Here is a 17500-nt window from a genome sequence, read left to right on the forward strand (position 1 = left end):
CTGGTCGTACTCATTCGTTGGTGCCTTCCAATCTCAGAACGCTGGTCACGGATGTGACGGATTCCATTTCCGCCAGGGCGGCGACGGTGTCCGCGAGCGCCGACTCCGAAGCGTGGTGGGTGACCACGACCAAGCGCGCACCCTCGCCGTGCCCTTCTTGGCGGACCGTGGAGATGCTCACCTCATGGTTGGCGAATTCGCCCGCCACCTTGGCCAGCACCCCGGGTCGATCCGCGACCTGCAGGTTCACGTGGTAACGCGTGGGCGTATCGCCCATCGGCGCGATCGGTAGCTCAGCATAAACCGACTCACCCGGAGCGCGGCCACCGAAGAACTTGTTGCGCGCCGCCATCACCAGATCACCGAGTACCGCGGAGGCGGTCGGGGCACCGCCCGCGCCCTGGCCGTAGAACATCAGTCGACCGGCGTTTTCCGCCTCGACGACCACCGCGTTGAACGCGCCGGTGACCGCGGCCAAAGGGTGCTTGCGTGGAATGAGGGCCGGGTAGACGCGCACCGAGACGCGCTCCTTACCCCCCTCCGCCGGGCCCGGTTCGCCCGGACCGGCAGCGACCCGCTCGCAGATGGCGAGCAGTTTGACCGTGCAGTCCACTGCGGAGGCGGTCTCCAGATCCTCGGCGGTGATCTTGGAAATACCCTCGCGATACACATCGGCCGCGGTCACGCGGGTGTGGAAGGCCAGCGAGGCCAGGATCGCGGCCTTGGCGGCGGCGTCGTAGCCCTCGACGTCGGCGGTCGGATCGGCCTCCGCGTAGCCGAGGCGGGTGGCCTCCTGGAGGGTGATGTCGTAGTCCGCGCCGGTCTCGTCCATCGCCGAGAGGATGAAGTTGGTGGTGCCGTTGACGATGCCGACGACCTTGTTCACCCGGTCACCGGACAGCGACTGGATCAGCGGACGCACCACCGGGATCGCGCCCGCGACGGCGGCCTCGAAATACAGGTCGGCGCGGTTGCGTTCGGCGGCGGCGGCGAGTTCGCCGGTGTAGTCGGCCAGCAGGGCCTTATTGGCGGTCACCACGGATTTGCCCGCGTTGAGCGCGGCCAGGATGAGGCGGCGAGCCGGATCGATGCCACCGATGACCTCGACCACCAGATCGACATCGTCGCGGGCGACCAGCGCATCCGCGTCGGTGGTCAGCAGTTCGGCCGGGATGCCGCGGTCGGCATCCGAGTTGCGCACGGCGACACCGCGCAGCACCACCGGCGCGCCGACACGCGCGCGCAGGTCATCGACGTGGTCGCGCAGAATGCGCACCACTTCGGTGCCGACATTGCCCATCCCGAGGACCGCGACTCCGATCGGACGGTCGGTTCCCCATACGCCGAACTTCGCAGCGTCGGGCTCACCCGTCGCCCGACCGCCGCCCTCGATGGAATCGCTACGCGATACTGAGTTCATTGCACCTCCAGGCTGAGCAGATCCGTCACCGTTTCCCGGCGCAGAATGAGTCGCGGCACGCCGCCGCGCACCGCGACAACCGCCGGACGAGTCAGCTGGTTGTACCGGCTGGACATCGAGTAGCAGTAGGCGCCGGTCGCGGCGACGGCGACCAGATCGCCGGGGCCGACATCGGCGGGCATCCAGGTATCGCGGATGACGATATCCCCACTCTCACAATGCTTTCCGACGACCCGAGCGACCACGGGCGCGGCGTCGGAGGAGCGCGAAACCAAGCGGCAGTCATAGTCGGCCTGGTACAGCGCGGGACGGATGTTGTCGCTCATGCCGCCGTCGACGCTGACATAACGCCTGCGCAGTCCGCCGTCGAGCGAGACATCCTTGATGGTGCCGACCTCATAGAGGGTGACGGTGCCCGGTCCCGCTATGGCGCGGCCGGGTTCGACGGCGATCTTCGGCTCGGGCAGTCCGGCGCGGCTCGCCTCGGTGGCGACCAGCTTGCGCAGGCTGGCCGCGAAGTCGTCCAGCGGCGGCGGATCGTCATTGGGCAGATACGAAATACCAAGTCCGCCACCGAGATCCAGCGTGGCGATCTGCGCGGTGCGCTCGATGCCGAACTTGTCGATGGCCTCGCGCAGCAGGCCGAGCATGCGACGTGCGGCGATCTCGAAACCGTCGATTTCGAAAATCTGCGAACCGATATGACTGTGCAGACCGACGAGTCGGAGATTATCGGCCTCGAAGACCCGAGCCAGCGCCTCCATCGCATCACCGCCAGCGATCGAGAAACCGAACTTCTGATCCTCGTGCGCGGTCGAAATGTATTCGTGGGTATGGGCTTCCACACCCACGGTGACGCGGACGAGCACATCCTGAACGACTCCGGCGCGGCCCGCGATGGCCTCGAGGCGCTCGATCTCGATCAGCGAATCGACCACCACATGACCGACGCCCGCCTCGACCGCAGCAGCCAACTCGGCGACCGATTTGTTGTTGCCGTGCAATGCGATTCGGTTCGCCGGGAACCCCGCGTGCAGTGCGACGGCAAGTTCGCCGCCGGAGCAGACATCGAGGGAAAGACCCTCGTCGCGGATCCAACGGGCGATCTCACCGCACAGGAATGCCTTGGAGGCATAGTGAACTCGGGCGTCCGGGCCGAAGGCGGCAACCATATCGCGGCAACGGGAACGGAAGTCGTCCTCGTCGACCACGAACAGTGGGGTGCTGAACTGCTCGGCCAGCTCGTGCACCGGCACACCGGCGAGGTGCACGACACCTTCCGCATCGCGAGAAGCGTTGCGCGGCCAGACATTCGCGGGCAGATCGATCATCTGCTCGGGACCGCTCGGGCGCTCCGCGAGGCTGGGTGCGTGCGGGATCTCTGCATGCCGAGGACCGGCAGGGTGAGCACTCACGACTCCACCTCGCTGACGCTCGGCTCCGCCGTGACCGCCCGAGGCGCTATGTCCATGGTTCGCTCGCTGCGCTCGCTCATTACATTCGCTCCGGTGCACTCACGCCGAGCAGCCCGAGGCCGTTGCTCAGCACCTGACGGGTGGCATTGGCCAGGGCCAGCCTGGCGGCATTGGTCGGCGTGACGGGTTCGTCGCCGAGGGGCAGTACCCGCAGGTTCTTATTGGTCTGGAACCGGTGGTAGGCACCGGCCAGCTCCTCCAGATACCGTGCGACGCGGTGCGGTTCGCGCAGGCTCGCGGCACTGGCGACGGCGCGCGGGTATTCGCCGATGGTGCGGATGAGTTCACCCTCTTCATCGGCAGTGAGCAGACCGAAATCCGGTGTCACCGTGTCGTATTCGAATTCGGCGGCATTGCGCGCGATGGACGCGGTCCTGGCATGTGCGTATTGCACATAGTAGACCGGGTTTTCATTGCTCTGGCTGGTCCACAGGTTCAGATCGATATCGATGCTCGAGTTCACCGAGCTGCGCACCAGCGAGTAACGGGAGGCATCGACACCGATCGCCTCGACCAGATCGTCGAGGGTCACCACGGTGCCCGCCCGCTTCGACATCCGTACGGCCACACCGTCCTTGACGAGATTCACCATCTGTCCGATGAGTACCTCGACGGTGGCCGGATCGTCACCGAAGGCGGCCGCGGCGGCCTTCAACCGGCCGATATAGCCGTGATGGTCCGCGCCGAGCATGTAGATGCACAGATCGAAGCCGCGCGAGCGCTTGTTCTGGAAATAGGCGATATCACCGGCGATATAGGCGGCATTGCCGTCGCTCTTGAGAACGACGCGGTCCTGATCGTCGCCGTATTCGGAGCTGGCAATCCACCAGGCCCCGTCCTTTTCGTAGAGGTCACCGGAATCCTTGAGTTTGGTGACCGCCGCTTCGACCGCACCGGATTCGAAGAGCGAACTCTCGTTGAAATACACATCGAAATCGGTGCCGAATTCGTGCAGCGATTCCCTGATATGGGCGAACATCAATTCGACGCCCGCGGCACGGAAAAGTTCGAGTTGCTCCTTTTCCGGCAGGGTCGGTGCCTCGGGGCGCGCGGCCACGATCTTGGCGGCGATCTCGCCGATGTATTCGCCCGCGTAGCCGTTTTCCGGGGTCGGCGCGCCGGTAGCGGCTGCGGCCAGAGATTTGGCGAAGCGGTCGATCTGCGCGCCGTGGTCGTTGAAGTAGTACTCGCGGGTCACGTCGGCGCCCTGCGCGGCCAGAATGCGGCCGAGCGCATCACCGACGGAGGCCCAGCGGGTACCGCCGAGATGTACCGGACCAGTCGGATTGGCCGACACGAACTCCAGATTGATCCGGGTGCCCTTCAGGGTGTCCGAGGTGCCGTAGGCCGCGCCTGCGGTCAATACCTGTTGCAGGATCGCGCCCTGTGCGGAGGCGGCGAGCCGGATATTGAGGAAACCGGGACCGGCGACCTCGGCGGTGTCGATGGCGTCCGTGGTGGCCAGCGCCTCGGCCAACCAGGTCGCCAACGCGCGCGGATTCGTTCCGGCCTTCTTACCTACCTGCATGGCCACATTCGTGGCATAGTCGCCATGTTCCGGATTACGGGGGCGCTCCACGTTGACCTCGTCGGGCAGGACCGTTGGGTCCAGTCCACGTTCGACAAGCACCTTCGCCGCGGTCGCGCGAAGGAGATCTGCAAGGTCAGCTGGAGTCACGAGTCTCTATCCTATGGTCTGGGCAGGTGTACGCCTCGAGTGGGCACCTCGGCGGAGCCCTCCGCAACCACCCAGCACCGTGGATCAATACGTGGAAAGAGCACAGCGAGCTATGCCGAGCAGCACGAGCGCCAAATCGGCCAAGGCCGTCCGGGCCGCAGGGAAGGTCGCACCGTCGCGGAAAAAAGGCGGCGGCAAGGTTCCGATGGGCAAGGGCCCGTTGAAAAAGCGCCAGATCCCCTGGTTGGTCATCGGAGCCGCCGTGGTGATCATCGCGTTGATCGGTGCGCTCGCGTTCAGCCTGGTGCCGAAGTATCGGGACAAGGCCGAACTCGAGAAATTCACGCCGAGTGCGCAGAAGAAGGATCCGTCGGATCAGATCGCCGGGGTGACCAAGAAGGACTACCCGGCGGGACTGCACGTCGCGGGTACGCAGCGCGTCGCGTACGACCAGACCCCGCCGTTCGGCGGTCCGCACGATCAGGTCTGGGCGAACTGCATGGGCGTGGTCTATAGCAAGCCGGTCCGAGTCGAGAACGCGGTGCACTCGCTCGAGCACGGTGCGGTCTGGATCGCCTACAACCCCGACAAGGTCGACGCGGCGGGCATCGACACGCTGAAGCAGAAGGTCGAAGGCAAGCCGTTCACGTTGATGTCGCCGTTCCCCGGACTGGCCTCGGCGATATCGCTGCAGTCCTGGGGACATCAGCTGAAGCTGGACAGCGCCGACGACAAGCGGGTCAACCAGTTCATCACCGCCTTGCGCGCGAACCAATACGCCTACCCCGAGGTGGGCGCGAGCTGCTCGAACCCCGCGTTCGACGCGAACAACCCGACGCCGTACGACCCGACGCCGCCCGGACCGGATGCGGTGCCGATGGACGGTAAGGGCCTGTCCCAGGACCAGACCGAACTCGGCGGTGCCGCGGGTGGTCTGCCCGGTATGCCGAGCATTCCGGGAGTACCGAATATCCCCGGCGTGCCCAACGGAATTCCGACCCAGCCGACGGAAGGTCAGTAATGCCCGTGGATACCGAAATCGAGCCGGACGTGGCCGACGATTCCACGGGTTTGGGTGCGCAGGCGCGGCGGCAGCGCACTCCGCTACTGGTGCTCGGTGCGATCGGCATCCTGCTGATCGGCTTCGCGGTCGGCGTACTGGCCCGGCTACCGCTGGACAGTAATAGCGAACCCGATCCCGGCGCGGTCGATATCGGATTCAGCCAGGACATGTCGGCACACCACGCGCAGGCCGTCGAAATGGCGGGTATCGCGCTCATCGCTTCTACCGACAACGATGTGCGCAGGCTGGCCTACGACATTCTGACCACCCAGCAGGAACAGATCGGCCGAATGCAGGGCTGGCTGCAGATGTGGGGTAAACCGAACCAGAATGTGGACGGCTATATGGGCTGGATGACCGAACAGTCAGGCCATTCGCATTCCGGCGCTACCGCCGACCACGCAATGTCCGGCCCATCGGCTTCCATGCCGGGCATGGCGACTACCGCGGAGGTAACCGCGCTGCGCCAGGCCACCGGTACCACGCTGGACACGATGTTCCTGCAACTGATGCTGCGCCACCATCAGGGCGGACTCTCGATGACCCAATACGCCGCCCAGCACGCCGAAACCACCGCGGTGCGCACACTCGCGTCCGCCATGGCGACCACCCAGCAGGGCGAAGCACAACTCATCACCACCATGCTGACCGCCCGCAACGCGAAACCACTGCCGCAGAACTGATCCATCGTGTCGGGCCGCGGAACCGAAACTCCCCGGTCCGACATATTTTTTGGCGGACGCCCCGCAATGCGATACGCTTGGCCCCGCCCGAACGGCCGCCTCCACCGGCACTGTTCGAAACCTATCCCGCCCTCGTAGCTCAGGGGATAGAGCGTCTGCCTCCGGAGCAGAAGGCCGCAGGTTCGAATCCTGCCGAGGGCACCGACATTCGACTGCGTTTCCGCAGGCCAGGATGGTTTTAAGCGTCGCAGGTTCGATTCCTCGAGGGCACCATTTCACCGTTCAGCTGCGATTTCGCCCATGCGCGCACGTCAAGCGGATATCCGGTATCCGCGACAACGGGATTCGGGAACACCAGGAACCAAGACCACGAATCGTAGTCACGGGGGTCGAGTTCCAGCGGTGTCACGGGGGTCGAGTTCCAGCGGTGCGGGCCAGCGTCGCCATGATATCGGCGATTCGCTCGCCGCCGCAGGTCGTTCCCGATCCCATGTTCGACACGCCCGCCGAGGGCCCGTAGAACATGGAACGCCGGCAGCGATCCCACGTTCACGGCGTTGCTGTTGTGTGCGAATGATCGCAGCACGGGCGGTGCGCTGCGCGGCGGCCAGAGTCAGCAGCCAGTGGTGTGCGTATTGTGCAGCGAAACGCCAGGCTCCCAACGGTATTCAAATGCGATAGATTTCATGCTGTATCGGTGTCACGGCGCCATTGCGCGACGGCCGCGACGGCTGAAACGACCGAGATTGCCCCGGCGAGAAGCGCCTGTGTTGTGAAGTTCGCTGTGCTGTAGGAAACTGCGCGGAGCCCGGGAACTGGGTACGCGCCGTTACCCGCGGCCGCGCGGATGATCAAGCCGATCTGGGTGCCAGGATCGCGCGGCGGCCCCGCACCGGCCATGGAGCGCAGCGCTGGCCCTTGCCCGTGGAGATAGATCAGGCAGACCAGGACGAATGCTGCGGTCGCGACCGATGCGGCGACCGCGAGATATCCCAGCGCGCGGTTGCGGCGGCGGAAGTTGATTGCGATGGCAGACACGGTCACGACGGCTGCGGCGCTAGCCAGCAGGCCCCACAATCCACTGACCGACACGATGGAAGGGGGCGTCGACGACCAGAGCCCCGCCATCGAGCTAGTTGCCGAAATCCGACCGAAAGCATTGGTGCGGGTCGTACCGTCTGGGCCGTTTGCCACCAGCCACGGATCGAACAAAAGCGCCAGTGTGGCCGTACTGCCTATCGCAGCGCACAAATAGCCCGCGTTGTCGCGGCCCGAAGCTACCGAGACGCGAATACCGCGGCGGATTCGCTTGCCTGCCGCTTCCCCCCGACCGGACACGCGACCAGGCAACCGGTCCGGTATCTTCCGCGCGCTCCACGGGGTCGTCTGCACCATGCCACGGACATTAGAGCGCCTGGACCGATTCACCGCGCGGCGACAGGTTGGTTAACAACACCTCTTCGTCGTCACACCAGGCATATGCCGCGAAGTGTGGGATTTCGATCTGGCCAGAGCAAATGCCCCAGTGAAGAGGTCGACCTCTTCGTCGGACATTGACGCTGTCGAGCAACGTCGAGTTCCTCAACTTCTACCCCTTCAACGACATCGAGACCATCTCCCCATGCCCGATGCTGCGCCTCGATCGCCCGTTGATCGTTGGCGAGTTTGCCCGACCAGCACACCTTGCCGGACTCATCCATCACGCACACGTGATGAGTGGCCTTGCCGACATCGATACCCACCCAAATCCGTTGGCGCAGCGCCACTCCCACACTCCCGTTCCCGCGACCGTAGCCCGTGGACAACCCGGCCATCAGGTCCCTAACCAGCGACGAACCGCATCAGATCTCAATCAGTGGCCGGAGCGTCCAGCACGGTGGGGCGGCCATTCCTTCGGAGCCACAACAGCTGCAAGCAAACATCAGCCACACCCCACCGCCCTGGGCATCCAGGGCACCAACCCCAGACACCTACAAACTTAGGACCACGATGACAACGATCGCGATCGTCGGCGCAGGCTCGGGACTCGGCATGGCCATCGGCCGCCGATTCGGACGCGAAGGATTCTCCGTCGCGTTGATCGCCCGCTCCCAGGACAAGCTCGACCGCCTCGCCGCCGAACTGGCCGACGACCGCATCCCGGCAGTTGGTTACGCGGCAGATGTCCAGAACCGGACCGCTCCCGCCACCTCCGTCGATCGGTGTTGGGCTGTCGCGATCGGTGTCCGGTCGGGTGGGGCGAGTTGCCGTAATCTCACACACAGATGGGGTGAGTGGGAGGACGGGACATGACATATCCGCCGGGTGGGCAACCGCCGTTCGGGGAGCAGCGGGGGCAGCCGCAGCAGCCGTATGGCTATCCGCAGCAGGGTGGGCCGGGGTATCCGCAGCAAGGGGGTTATCCGCCGGGTGGTCAGGGGTATGGACCGCAGCACGGGGGTTATCCGCAGCCGGGTGGTCAAGGGTATGGACCGCAGCAGGGGTATCCGCCGCCTGGTGGTTATCAACAGCCGGGGTATCCGCCGCCGAAGAAGCGCAGGACCGGGCTGATCATCGGCCTGTTGGTGCTGGTACTCGTCATTGCGGGTGCGGTCGCCGCGGGCGTGGTGCTGACCGTGCAGGGTAAGACGCCGCTGGCTTCGGACGATAAGAAGATCCAGGTGGCCATCCACGACTTTTACGACACGCTCGAGTCGCACGGTTTCGCCGCCGCGGCGGACAAGGCATGCGCGGCCGACCGTGCCGAATTCGATACGCTGACCGATGAGCAGAAGAAGGAATTCGATACTGCCAAAATCGAGGTCAACATCGACAAGATCGATGACATCGTCGTCACCGGTGACCGTGCGACGGCCCGGATCACCGGCAAACTCACGCTGACCGTCCCGGGAGAGACCCCGGATACCGATACGGGCACCACCGAGCACCTGCGCAAGGAAGACGGAAAGTGGAAGGTCTGCTCGGCGGAGTCGGGTAAGAACTGACGTAACCTCGTCGGATGAGCTGCTGCGGACCGTCGCGTCGGACCTTCCTCAGCGCCATCGGGTTGGCCGCGCTCGCGAGTCTCGCGGATCCGGGTTCGGTTCGCGCCCAAGCGGATCCGCTCTTCGCGACCGATCTGGAGGTCGTCACGGTCACCGATCGTTCAGTGATTCTCACCTGGACGACGGTGACCCCGGATCCGAGCGGTCGATTGCTGCCGGTCGACACGGACGCCGAAGTGCGGCTCGGTCCGGCCGATTCAGCGCTGGCCATTGTCCATGCCGATGACGAGCGCACCCCGTTCCACTATGCGGAGATCGATGGTCTCGAACCGGGCTGTGCCTACCGATTCGAGGCATGGTCGAACGGTGCCCGAGCCGTGCCCGCACTATCACTGACCACCCGATCCCCCGGAAGTCCGGAATCCACCGGCGAATTCACCACCCTGACACCGCCGCCCGGCCGCCCGCTGCGCACCCTCGCCCTCGCCAATGACGTGCACTACGGCGAAGAGGTCAGCGGCCTCGTCGTCGCCGACATGCCGCCGGGTTTCCGGCAGGAGCCGGGTCTGCCGTCCTATCCGGAGGTGATGCTGGCGGCCCTGCTCGATGATCTGCGCCGCCCCGACCGCGAGGCCGACATCCTGCTCATCGCGGGTGATCTGACCGCCGAGGCGAAGCCGGAGCAGACGCGCTCGGTTCGCAGACGCCTGGACTCCTGGGGCGCGCAGGGCAGCGACTACCTCGCTGTGCGCGGCAACCACGACCGTCCGCATGTCGGCTCGGAATACCAGGGCTGCATTCCGGCACCCGCGGATCATTACGATTGCTGGGCCGAGGAATTCGATCCGCGCCAGCAGTTGATCGAGCACGAGTTGGGCGGCCTGCGGCTGCTCGGCCTGGATACCAGTGAACTCGATGGTTCGGGCGGCAGCATCGAACGCCCGCAATTCGACCGGCTCGGTGAACTGCTTCGCGAAGATCCGGATCGTCCGACGCTGGTCTTCGGACATCACCCGGTGACGGTCGAAGCCGGACTGACCAATACAGCTGGACCAGGTTTCGTCCTCAATCGCCCCGACAGCATCGAACTCCAGACGCTCTACGAGCGCGCACCCGGGGTATTCCTGCAGCACAGCGGCCATACCCACCGCAACCGCCGCACACGTCCCGACACCGGTGCCGCGGTGGAATTCCTGGAAGTTGCGGCGGTCAAGGAGTATCCGGGCGGCTACAGCCTGCTGCGCCTATACGAGGGCGGGTACATGATCAACTTCTACAAGACCCGCACCGCGGCCGCGCGTCGCTGGAGTGCGACCACCCGAGGCGAATACTTCGGCCTGCTGCCGGATTACACGCTCGGCACCTGCACCGACCGCAATCACGTTGTGCTGCGGGACTTCTCGGGCCTGTCCTGACCGGCCCGCCGTCGCAGCCGTACCGATACCATCGCCGCAGTTCGGACGCGGTATCTTGCTTAGGTAAGCCTCATCATATGAAGTGGAACCTTGCACGTCGGAAGGACTCGAACATGTCGATCAGATGGAAAGCGATTTCCGCAGCGCTGGCCGTCGCTGTCGCGGCGCTCGGCGTGACCGCCTGTTCGAATTCCTCGGACGACAAGAACGAGATCACCGTCTACAACGCCCAGCACGAATCCCTGACCAAGGAATGGGTGGACGCGTTCACCAAAGAGACCGGCATCAAGGTCACCCTGCGCCAGGGCGGTGACACCGCTCTGGGCAATCAGCTGGTCGCCGAGGGCGCGGCCTCCCCCGCGGATGTCTTCCTCACCGAGAACTCCCCCGCCATGGCGCTTGTCGAGAACGCCGGACTCTTCGCCGATGTCGATAAGGCGACGCTGGACCAGGTACCCGCGCAATTCCGTCCCTCCACCGGCAAGTGGACCGGAATCGCCGCCCGCTCAACGGTTTTCGTCTATAACAAGGACAAGATCGCGGCCGATCAGCTGCCCGCATCACTGCTCGATCTGGCGCAGCCGCAGTGGAAGGGACGCTGGGGCGCGGGCGTTTCCGGGGCGGACTTCCAGGCCATCGTGGCGGCCCTGCTGACGCTCGAGGGCGAGGACGCCACGAAGGCGTGGCTCAAGGGCATGAAGGACAACGCCACCGCATTCCCGAACAATGTCGCCACCATGAAGGCGGTCGACTCCGGTCAGCCCGACGGCGGGGTGATCTACCACTACTACTGGTACCGCGATCAGGCCAATACCAAGGACAGCAGCAGCCACACCGGGCTGCACTACTTCAAGAAGCAGGATCCGGGCGCTTTCGTCTCGGTGTCCGGTGGCGGTGTGCTGAAGTCGAGCAAGAAGCAGGAGTCGGCGCAGAAGTTCCTGGCGTTCATCACCTCCAAGGCCGGGCAGGAGATCCTGCGCGACGGCACCTCGTTGGAGTACCCGGTCGCCAGTGATGTCGCGGCCAATCCGGCGCTGCCGTCGCTGGCCTCACTGCAGGCGCCGGCCGTCGACCCGAGCAAGCTCGATGCCAAGAAGGTGACGGCGCTGATGACCGAGGCGGGTCTGCTCTAGTCATGGCCCTCCGGACCGCTGTCGCCGCACCCCGGGTTGGAAGACCCGGGCTACTCGTCACGACCGTCGCGCTGCTATTGGTGGCTGCGACGTTCGTGCCGCTCGGCTACATCGTGTCCACTGTCTTCTCCACCGGCCTGCACGAGGCTGCCGAACTGGTGTTCCGGCCGAGAGTCGGTGACCTGCTGCGCAACACGGTCGGCCTGGTGATCGTCACCGTCCCGATCTGCGTGGTGCTCGGGGTCGGACTGGCCTGGGTGGTGGAGCGTACGAATGTGCCGGGCGCGGCGTGGTGGGGGCCGGTATTCGCGGCGCCACTCGCGGTGCCGGCGTTCGTGAACAGCTACGGCTGGGTCAGCGTTTTCCCGACCATGCACGGGCTGTGGGCGGGAGTGGTGATCTCCACAATGTCGTATTTCCCGCTGGTGTATCTGCCGGCGTCGGCCACACTGCGCCGCCTCGATCCGGCAGTGGAGGAATCGGCGCGGGCGCTGGGTTCCGGTCCGGTCGCGGTATTCACCCGAATCGTCTTGCCGCAGTTGCGATTGGCGATTCTCGGCGGCGGACTGCTCATTTCGCTGCATCTGCTCGCCGAATACGGCGCGTTCGTGATGATCCGGTTCGATACGTTCACGACCGCGATCTTCGAGCAGTACCAATCCAGCTTCGCCGGTCCGGCGGGCAGCATGTTGGCCGGTGTGCTGGTGCTGTGCTGTCTGGTGTTACTCGCGGCCGAGGCGGGGGCGCGCGGTAAGGGGCGTTACGCCAGGATCGGCAGCGGTGCACCTCGGGCCGCTGCCCGGGTTGCGTTGGGGCCCAGCACGGTTCCGGTTCTGCTCGCATTGACCGCGGTGGTCGTGGGCTCGATCGGAGTGCCGCTGTGGACCATCGTGCGCTGGCTGCGCATCGGCGGTGCGCAGGTCTGGGATTTCACCGAAATCGGTACGGCCCTCGGGCAGACCATCGCGCTTGCGGCGATGGCCGCACTGCTCACCACGCTGTGCGCGTTCCCGGTGGCTTGGATCGCGGTGCGCTCGACCTCGGCATTCGCCCGAATGGTGGAGGGCGCCAACTACATTACGAGTTCCCTGCCCGGCATTGTGATCGCGCTGGCCATGGTGACGGTCACGATTCGGTGGGCGCCACCGCTGTATCAGACGGTGACCATGGTCGTGGCCGCATATGTGTTGATGTTTCTGCCGCGGGCGCTGGTCAGCGTGCGGGCCGGGCTGGCGCAGGTGCCGGTCGGACTGGAGGAGGTATCGCGCTCGCTCGGTCAGTCGGGGCCGGTCACCTTTCTGCGCGTCACGCTGCGGTTGACCGCCCCCGCCGCGGCCTCCGCCGGTGCACTGGTATTCGTTGCGGTCGCGACCGAATTGACCGCGACATTGCTGTTGGCGCCCAGCGGAACTCGCACACTGGCAATGCGATTCTGGTCGCTGTCGGGCGAACTGGACTATGCGGCGGCGGCACCCTATGCACTCATCATGATCGTCGCGGCGGTGCCGGTGACGTATCTGCTGTTCACCCAATCCAGGAAGGCGGCCGGGTTATGAGTCGGCTTGTCGTGGCGGATGTTTCGAAGACGTTCGGCTACCACCGGGTACTCGGCGGGATCAATCTCGAAGTGCCGAACGGCAGTTCGACCGCAGTGGTCGGCTCATCCGGATGCGGAAAGACCACACTATTGCGGGTGATCGCCGGCTTCGAGGCTCCGGACACGGGTTCGGTCGCCATCGGCACGGAAACCGTGACCCGCGACCGGTTTTCGGTGCCGCCGCAGCGGCGCAATGTCGGTTACGTCGCACAGGACGGTGCGCTGTTCCCACATTTGACCGTCGGCCAGAACATCGCCTACGGCCTGCGCAGCGGATTCTGCGGGCTACGACGCGGTCGGAATCGGGTGAACGAACTGCTGGAGATGGTCTCGCTCGATCCGTCCTACGCCGACCGCCGCCCCCATCAGCTCTCCGGCGGCCAGCAGCAGCGCGTCGCGCTCGCACGCGCGCTCGCCCGCAAACCCAATGTGATGCTGCTGGACGAGCCGTTCAGCGCACTCGATGCCGGGTTGCGGGCCACCACCAGGCAGGCCGTTGCCGAGACGCTGCGTGCGGCGGGCATGACGAGCATCTTGGTCACCCACGACCAGGAGGAGGCGCTCTGCTTCGCCGAACAGGTCGCGGTCATGCGCGAGGGGGTATTCACCCAGGTCGGCGCGCCGGAAGAGGTCTACGCCGCGCCCACTGATCTGTTCACCGCCAAATTCCTCGGTGATTGTGTGCTACTCGATGCGGTGGTCGACGGCAATGTGGCCAAATGTGCGCTCGGCCGGGTACCGGTGCAGAAGTCCGCGCCGACCGGGTCGGCGACCATTATGTTCCGTCCGGAACAGCTTGTGGCGCAGGTGGTTTCGGGCAACGAACCGAGTAGCGGAATGGTGCGGGATGTCGAGTTCCGCGGGGCCGATGTGATGCTGACGATCGCGCTGGACGGCGATATCGATCCGGTGCGGGTGCGCCGTGCCAGCGTTGCGGCGCCGACCGCGGGCGAGCGTGTCCGCCTTGAAGTGCTCGGAAACGCCGTGGCCTTCGAAGCGGCCTGAACCACGGACACCCGGCCCGGCGGTGGCGTGTCACCGGGCCGGGCACCCATGGCTGGCCATTCGAGCGACCTGCGAGCAGTCGCCGGCGAAGGCACCCTCATTTGGAGCGAGCGGCGGGAATTGAACCCGCGTAAACGGCTTTGCAGACCGTTGCCTCAACCACTCAGCCACGCCCGCCTCGCCATGAATATTGCCGGGGCCGCATCGAAATGCCCACGGTTGCACTCAGTGTGATCCGAACCGATGATGCCCGAATCTCGACCACCCGTCCGGATGCGACCACTGCCGCGCTCACCGGCCGGGAGAAGATCCGCAGCGGCGGCCGAACGTGGAATGATCAAGACCATGTCGCGGCCACGTCCACTTCCGATTGATCCGATCGAGGAGGCCCATCGTCAATGGGTCGGCCACGGCTGGGGCGATTTCGCCGACGGAATGGCGACGGTGACCTCGCTGGTTCGCGCCCAGCAAATCATGATGGCTCGGGTGGACGAGGCTTTGAAACCGACCGGTCTGACGTTCTCTCGATATGAACTTCTCATGCTGCTTGCTTTCAGTAAGACGGGTGCACTGCCCATGGCGAAGGCCAGTGCGCGGCTCCAGGTGCACCCGACCAGCGTGACGAATACCGTCGATCGACTCGAGGCCGCCGAGCTGGTCGAGCGGGTTCCGCACCCCAGCGATCGGCGGGCTACCCTGATCGAAATCACCCCTGCCGGAAGGGAATTGGTTGCTGAGGCAACCGAGGAACTCAACGCGAAAGTCTTCGCGATTCCCGGTCTTCCGCCGGATCGGCTGCATACTCTGCTGCAGTTGCTCGCGGAATTTCGCCATGCCGCAGGCGACTTCGCCACCGGCGAAGAACCGGCCCGATGGTCGGCACACGAGCAGTAACCAAACACCCGAACCGGTCGGTCTTTACACGGCCCGCACCACCGCGCGGTAACGGTCTGGCATCCAACTAGCGAATTCTCCGCCCCGTTGTCTTGGCAGCGGAGGCGAAAGGGTCCACCATGGATTCCATGGTGCTGGTCTTGGGGGTATCGGCGGGCGCTGGTGGCGCCCGCGCGATGCTGACGCATTCCGATCAGCCGCATCTCCCCCCGATTGATCGATGCCAGATACCGCGTCGGGCGGGTGGTGGGGTCGAGGAACCGGTCTTCGAGGCGATCTGCCAGATGCGCGCGGCCGCCGACCGGCGCGACGAGCTGATCACCGGAACCGCCGTGACCTGCCGCTGCCCGCTGCACGCCGACGCCATCCGCACAACCGCGGGCCGCACCCCGCTCGCCATCGTCGACGAACCGCTGGCTCAGCTGCGCTACCTGCGCTTCACCGGCCGTCTGCCCACCACCGGCTCGGTCATCCTCTACGACCTCGGCAGCTCGGGCCTGACCATCACCCACGCCGACTGCCGCACCGACACCATCCTGTCCAGCAAACGCAGCACCGTCCTCGGCGGCGACGGCTACGACGCACTGCTGCGCTGGCAATTGACCCGCGGCGGCGTACTCACCGACAAACTGACCAGCCGCAGGCACCGCGAAGAACTCAGCAGCGCCCGGGTAATCACCGCCATGGACGCCAACTCCGGCGGGCGTGCCGTGGTCACCCGCAGCGACCTCGCCGAACTGTGCGCCGCGGGCATCCACCACTCCGCCTCGTTCGTCCGTCAACTCATCGAGGAAACCGGCGTCCAACCGGAGGCCCTGGTCCTGCTCGGCGGCTGCACCCGCAATCCCGATATCCGCGAAGAATTGTCCGAAATGATCGAACTCCCGGTCATCTACGACGAGGAGCCCGAATACGTTTCGGCCCGCGGAGCGGTATTGCTCGCCGCGGAACGTCCCACCGGCGATGTACGCATGGCGCGATTACGCAGCGGAGACCTCACCGCTTCATTGGTGCCGACCACCACCGGTCGCCGCAAACTCATTGCCGCCGTTGCGGTTACGCTCGCATTGGGTGCGACCATCGCAGGACTGCTCGCCATAGACCACAGTGCCGCTCAACCACCCGGTGGTGTCAACGCGCCGACCCCCATCGAAGTCGCGGGAATCCCGGCGACGTCCTTCAACTGAACCTGGTTGCGAGCGCGCTGGAGAACCGCCTCTGTCGCAATCGTTCCGGTGACGTGGCTGCCGCTGATCGAATACACCTGTGCCCGCCCGAGGTTCACTCGGCCGGGCACAGTGCTGTAGGTCAGCGCTGGCAGCGCTAGCTGTTGGTGAACTTCGCCGGACGCTTCTCGACGAAGGCGCTCATACCTTCCTTCTGATCGTCGATTGCGAAGAGCGAGTGGAAGACTCGGCGTTCGAAGCGCAGGCCCTCGGCGAGGGTGGTTTCGAAGGAGCGGTCCACGGCTTCCTTGGCGATCATGGTGACCGGCAGCGACATCGAGGCGATGGTCTCGGCGACCTCGAGTGCGGTGTCGAGCAGTTCGGCGGCGGGCACGATGCGGGACACGAGACCGGCGCGCTCGGCCTCCTCGGCATCCATATTGCGGCCGGTGAGCACCAGATCCATGGCCTTGGCCTTGCCGACGGCGCGGGTCAGGCGCTGCGAGCCGCCGATGCCCGGAATGACGCCGAGCTTGATCTCCGGCTGACCGAATTTCGCGTTATCGGCGGCGAGCAGGATGTCGCAGATCATCGCCAGCTCACAACCACCCCCCAGGGCGTAACCGGCGACGGCGGCAATGGTGGGCTTGCGGAACTGCGCCAGCCGGTCCCAGCGGGCGAAGTAGTCGTTCATGAACATGTCCATGTACGACTTGGGCTGCATCTCCTTGATATCGGCGCCGGCCGCGAAGGCCCGCTCCGAACCGGTGATGACAATGGCGCCGATCGCGTCATCGTGCTCGAGTTCGCCGAGCGCGGCAATGACATCGTCGAGGACCTGCGCGTTCAGTGCGTTCAGCGCCTTCGGACGGTTCAGCGTGATCCATCCGACCCGGCCCTTGCGCTCCAGCAGAATCGTCTCGAAGTCGGGCCCTCCCGTAGCCCGACCACCACCCCCCACGGAATCGCTGCGCGATGCATCCATCC

General features: G+C 65.4%; 15 protein-coding genes, 2 tRNA genes and 1 pseudogene. 11 read left to right on the forward strand and 7 right to left on the reverse strand.

The annotated features are described in order from the left end of the window. Positions 1 to 10: 10 nt before the first annotated feature. The 3 genes from AB0J47_RS32815 to argS all read right to left on the reverse strand — a co-directional run bounded on the left by AB0J47_RS32815 (position 11) and on the right by argS (position 4573). Positions 11 to 1420: a homoserine dehydrogenase gene (locus tag AB0J47_RS32815; RefSeq protein WP_364355050.1), complete on the reverse strand. Its 1410-nt coding sequence runs from the start codon at positions 1418 to 1420 to the stop codon at positions 11 to 13. Next, a complete protein-coding gene (gene lysA, locus AB0J47_RS32820; protein ID WP_364355053.1) occupies positions 1417 to 2835 on the reverse strand; it encodes a diaminopimelate decarboxylase in 1419 nt (472 codons plus the stop codon). Before lysA ends, AB0J47_RS32815 begins: the two co-directional genes overlap by 4 nt. 79 nt (positions 2836 to 2914) lie before the next feature. Then, positions 2915 to 4573, reverse strand: coding sequence for an arginine--tRNA ligase (gene argS, locus AB0J47_RS32825; protein ID WP_364355056.1), 1659 nt, complete (start codon positions 4571 to 4573; stop codon positions 2915 to 2917). Positions 4574 to 4685: 112 nt separating this feature from the next. On the opposite strand from argS, the gene AB0J47_RS32830 reads away from it, so the two are divergent. The 3 genes from AB0J47_RS32830 (at position 4686) to AB0J47_RS32840 (ending at position 6520) form a co-directional block, all read left to right on the forward strand. Further along, complete coding sequence (locus tag AB0J47_RS32830; protein ID WP_364355059.1) at positions 4686 to 5594, forward strand: DUF3105 domain-containing protein; 909 nt, start codon at positions 4686 to 4688, stop codon at positions 5592 to 5594. Next, on the forward strand, positions 5594 to 6319 hold the full coding sequence (locus tag AB0J47_RS32835; protein WP_364355062.1) for a DUF305 domain-containing protein: 726 nt from the start codon (positions 5594 to 5596) through the stop codon (positions 6317 to 6319). The genes AB0J47_RS32830 and AB0J47_RS32835 overlap by 1 nt, the downstream gene beginning before the upstream one ends. Positions 6320 to 6447: 128 nt before the next feature. Continuing rightward, positions 6448 to 6520, forward strand: a tRNA-Arg gene (locus tag AB0J47_RS32840). Positions 6521 to 7003: 483 nt separating this feature from the next. On the opposite strand, the gene AB0J47_RS32845 is transcribed toward AB0J47_RS32840, so the two are convergent. Then, entirely contained in the window at positions 7004 to 7531 is a 528-nt protein-coding gene (locus AB0J47_RS32845) for a hypothetical protein (protein WP_364355065.1), read from the reverse strand. A gap of 425 nt (positions 7532 to 7956) precedes the next feature. Next, positions 7957 to 8085: pseudogene (locus tag AB0J47_RS32850) on the reverse strand (transposase); the annotation flags it as partial. Between the two features lie 223 nt (positions 8086 to 8308). Between AB0J47_RS32850 and AB0J47_RS32855 the strand changes: the two are divergent. The 6 genes from AB0J47_RS32855 to AB0J47_RS32880 all read left to right on the forward strand — a co-directional run bounded on the left by AB0J47_RS32855 (position 8309) and on the right by AB0J47_RS32880 (position 14453). Further along, complete coding sequence (locus tag AB0J47_RS32855) at positions 8309 to 8611, forward strand: SDR family NAD(P)-dependent oxidoreductase (RefSeq protein WP_364355068.1); 303 nt, start codon at positions 8309 to 8311, stop codon at positions 8609 to 8611. Continuing rightward, entirely contained in the window at positions 8608 to 9303 is a 696-nt protein-coding gene (locus AB0J47_RS32860; protein ID WP_364355071.1) for a hypothetical protein, read from the forward strand. The genes AB0J47_RS32855 and AB0J47_RS32860 overlap by 4 nt, the downstream gene beginning before the upstream one ends. A 14-nt stretch (positions 9304 to 9317) precedes the next feature. Then, on the forward strand, positions 9318 to 10718 hold the full coding sequence (locus AB0J47_RS32865; RefSeq protein ID WP_364355074.1) for a metallophosphoesterase: 1401 nt from the start codon (positions 9318 to 9320) through the stop codon (positions 10716 to 10718). A gap of 113 nt (positions 10719 to 10831) precedes the next feature. Beyond that, the gene (locus AB0J47_RS32870) at positions 10832 to 11851 is read left to right on the forward strand and encodes an iron ABC transporter substrate-binding protein (RefSeq protein WP_364355077.1); all 1020 of its coding nucleotides are present in this window, start codon (positions 10832 to 10834) and stop codon (positions 11849 to 11851) included. Between the two features lie 2 nt (positions 11852 to 11853). Next, complete coding sequence (locus AB0J47_RS32875; protein ID WP_364355080.1) at positions 11854 to 13407, forward strand: iron ABC transporter permease; 1554 nt, start codon at positions 11854 to 11856, stop codon at positions 13405 to 13407. Further along, the gene (locus AB0J47_RS32880; protein ID WP_364355083.1) at positions 13404 to 14453 is read left to right on the forward strand and encodes an ABC transporter ATP-binding protein; all 1050 of its coding nucleotides are present in this window, start codon (positions 13404 to 13406) and stop codon (positions 14451 to 14453) included. Before AB0J47_RS32875 ends, AB0J47_RS32880 begins: the two co-directional genes overlap by 4 nt. Before the next feature lie 102 nt (positions 14454 to 14555). On the opposite strand, the gene AB0J47_RS32885 is transcribed toward AB0J47_RS32880, so the two are convergent. Next, a tRNA-Cys gene (locus AB0J47_RS32885) sits at positions 14556 to 14630 on the reverse strand. A 168-nt stretch (positions 14631 to 14798) separates the two neighbouring features. On the opposite strand from AB0J47_RS32885, the gene AB0J47_RS32890 reads away from it, so the two are divergent. Both AB0J47_RS32890 and AB0J47_RS32895 read left to right on the forward strand, forming a co-directional pair. Continuing rightward, positions 14799 to 15347, forward strand: a complete 549-nt coding sequence (locus AB0J47_RS32890) for a MarR family transcriptional regulator (protein ID WP_364355086.1) — start codon at positions 14799 to 14801, stop codon at positions 15345 to 15347. A 119-nt stretch (positions 15348 to 15466) separates the two neighbouring features. Next, complete coding sequence (locus AB0J47_RS32895; protein WP_364355089.1) at positions 15467 to 16534, forward strand: Hsp70 family protein; 1068 nt, start codon at positions 15467 to 15469, stop codon at positions 16532 to 16534. Positions 16535 to 16670: 136 nt separating this feature from the next. On the opposite strand, the gene AB0J47_RS32900 is transcribed toward AB0J47_RS32895, so the two are convergent. Continuing rightward, positions 16671 to 17498 carry an enoyl-CoA hydratase gene (locus tag AB0J47_RS32900; protein ID WP_364355092.1) on the reverse strand — a complete coding sequence of 276 codons (828 nt, stop codon included), beginning with the start codon at positions 17496 to 17498 and terminating at the stop codon, positions 16671 to 16673. Between the last annotated feature and the right edge of the window lie 2 nt (positions 17499 to 17500).

The organism is Nocardia sp. NPDC049737 (genome assembly GCF_040674755.1).
In the GTDB taxonomy this organism is placed as follows: Bacteria; Actinomycetota; Actinomycetes; order Mycobacteriales; family Mycobacteriaceae; genus Nocardia.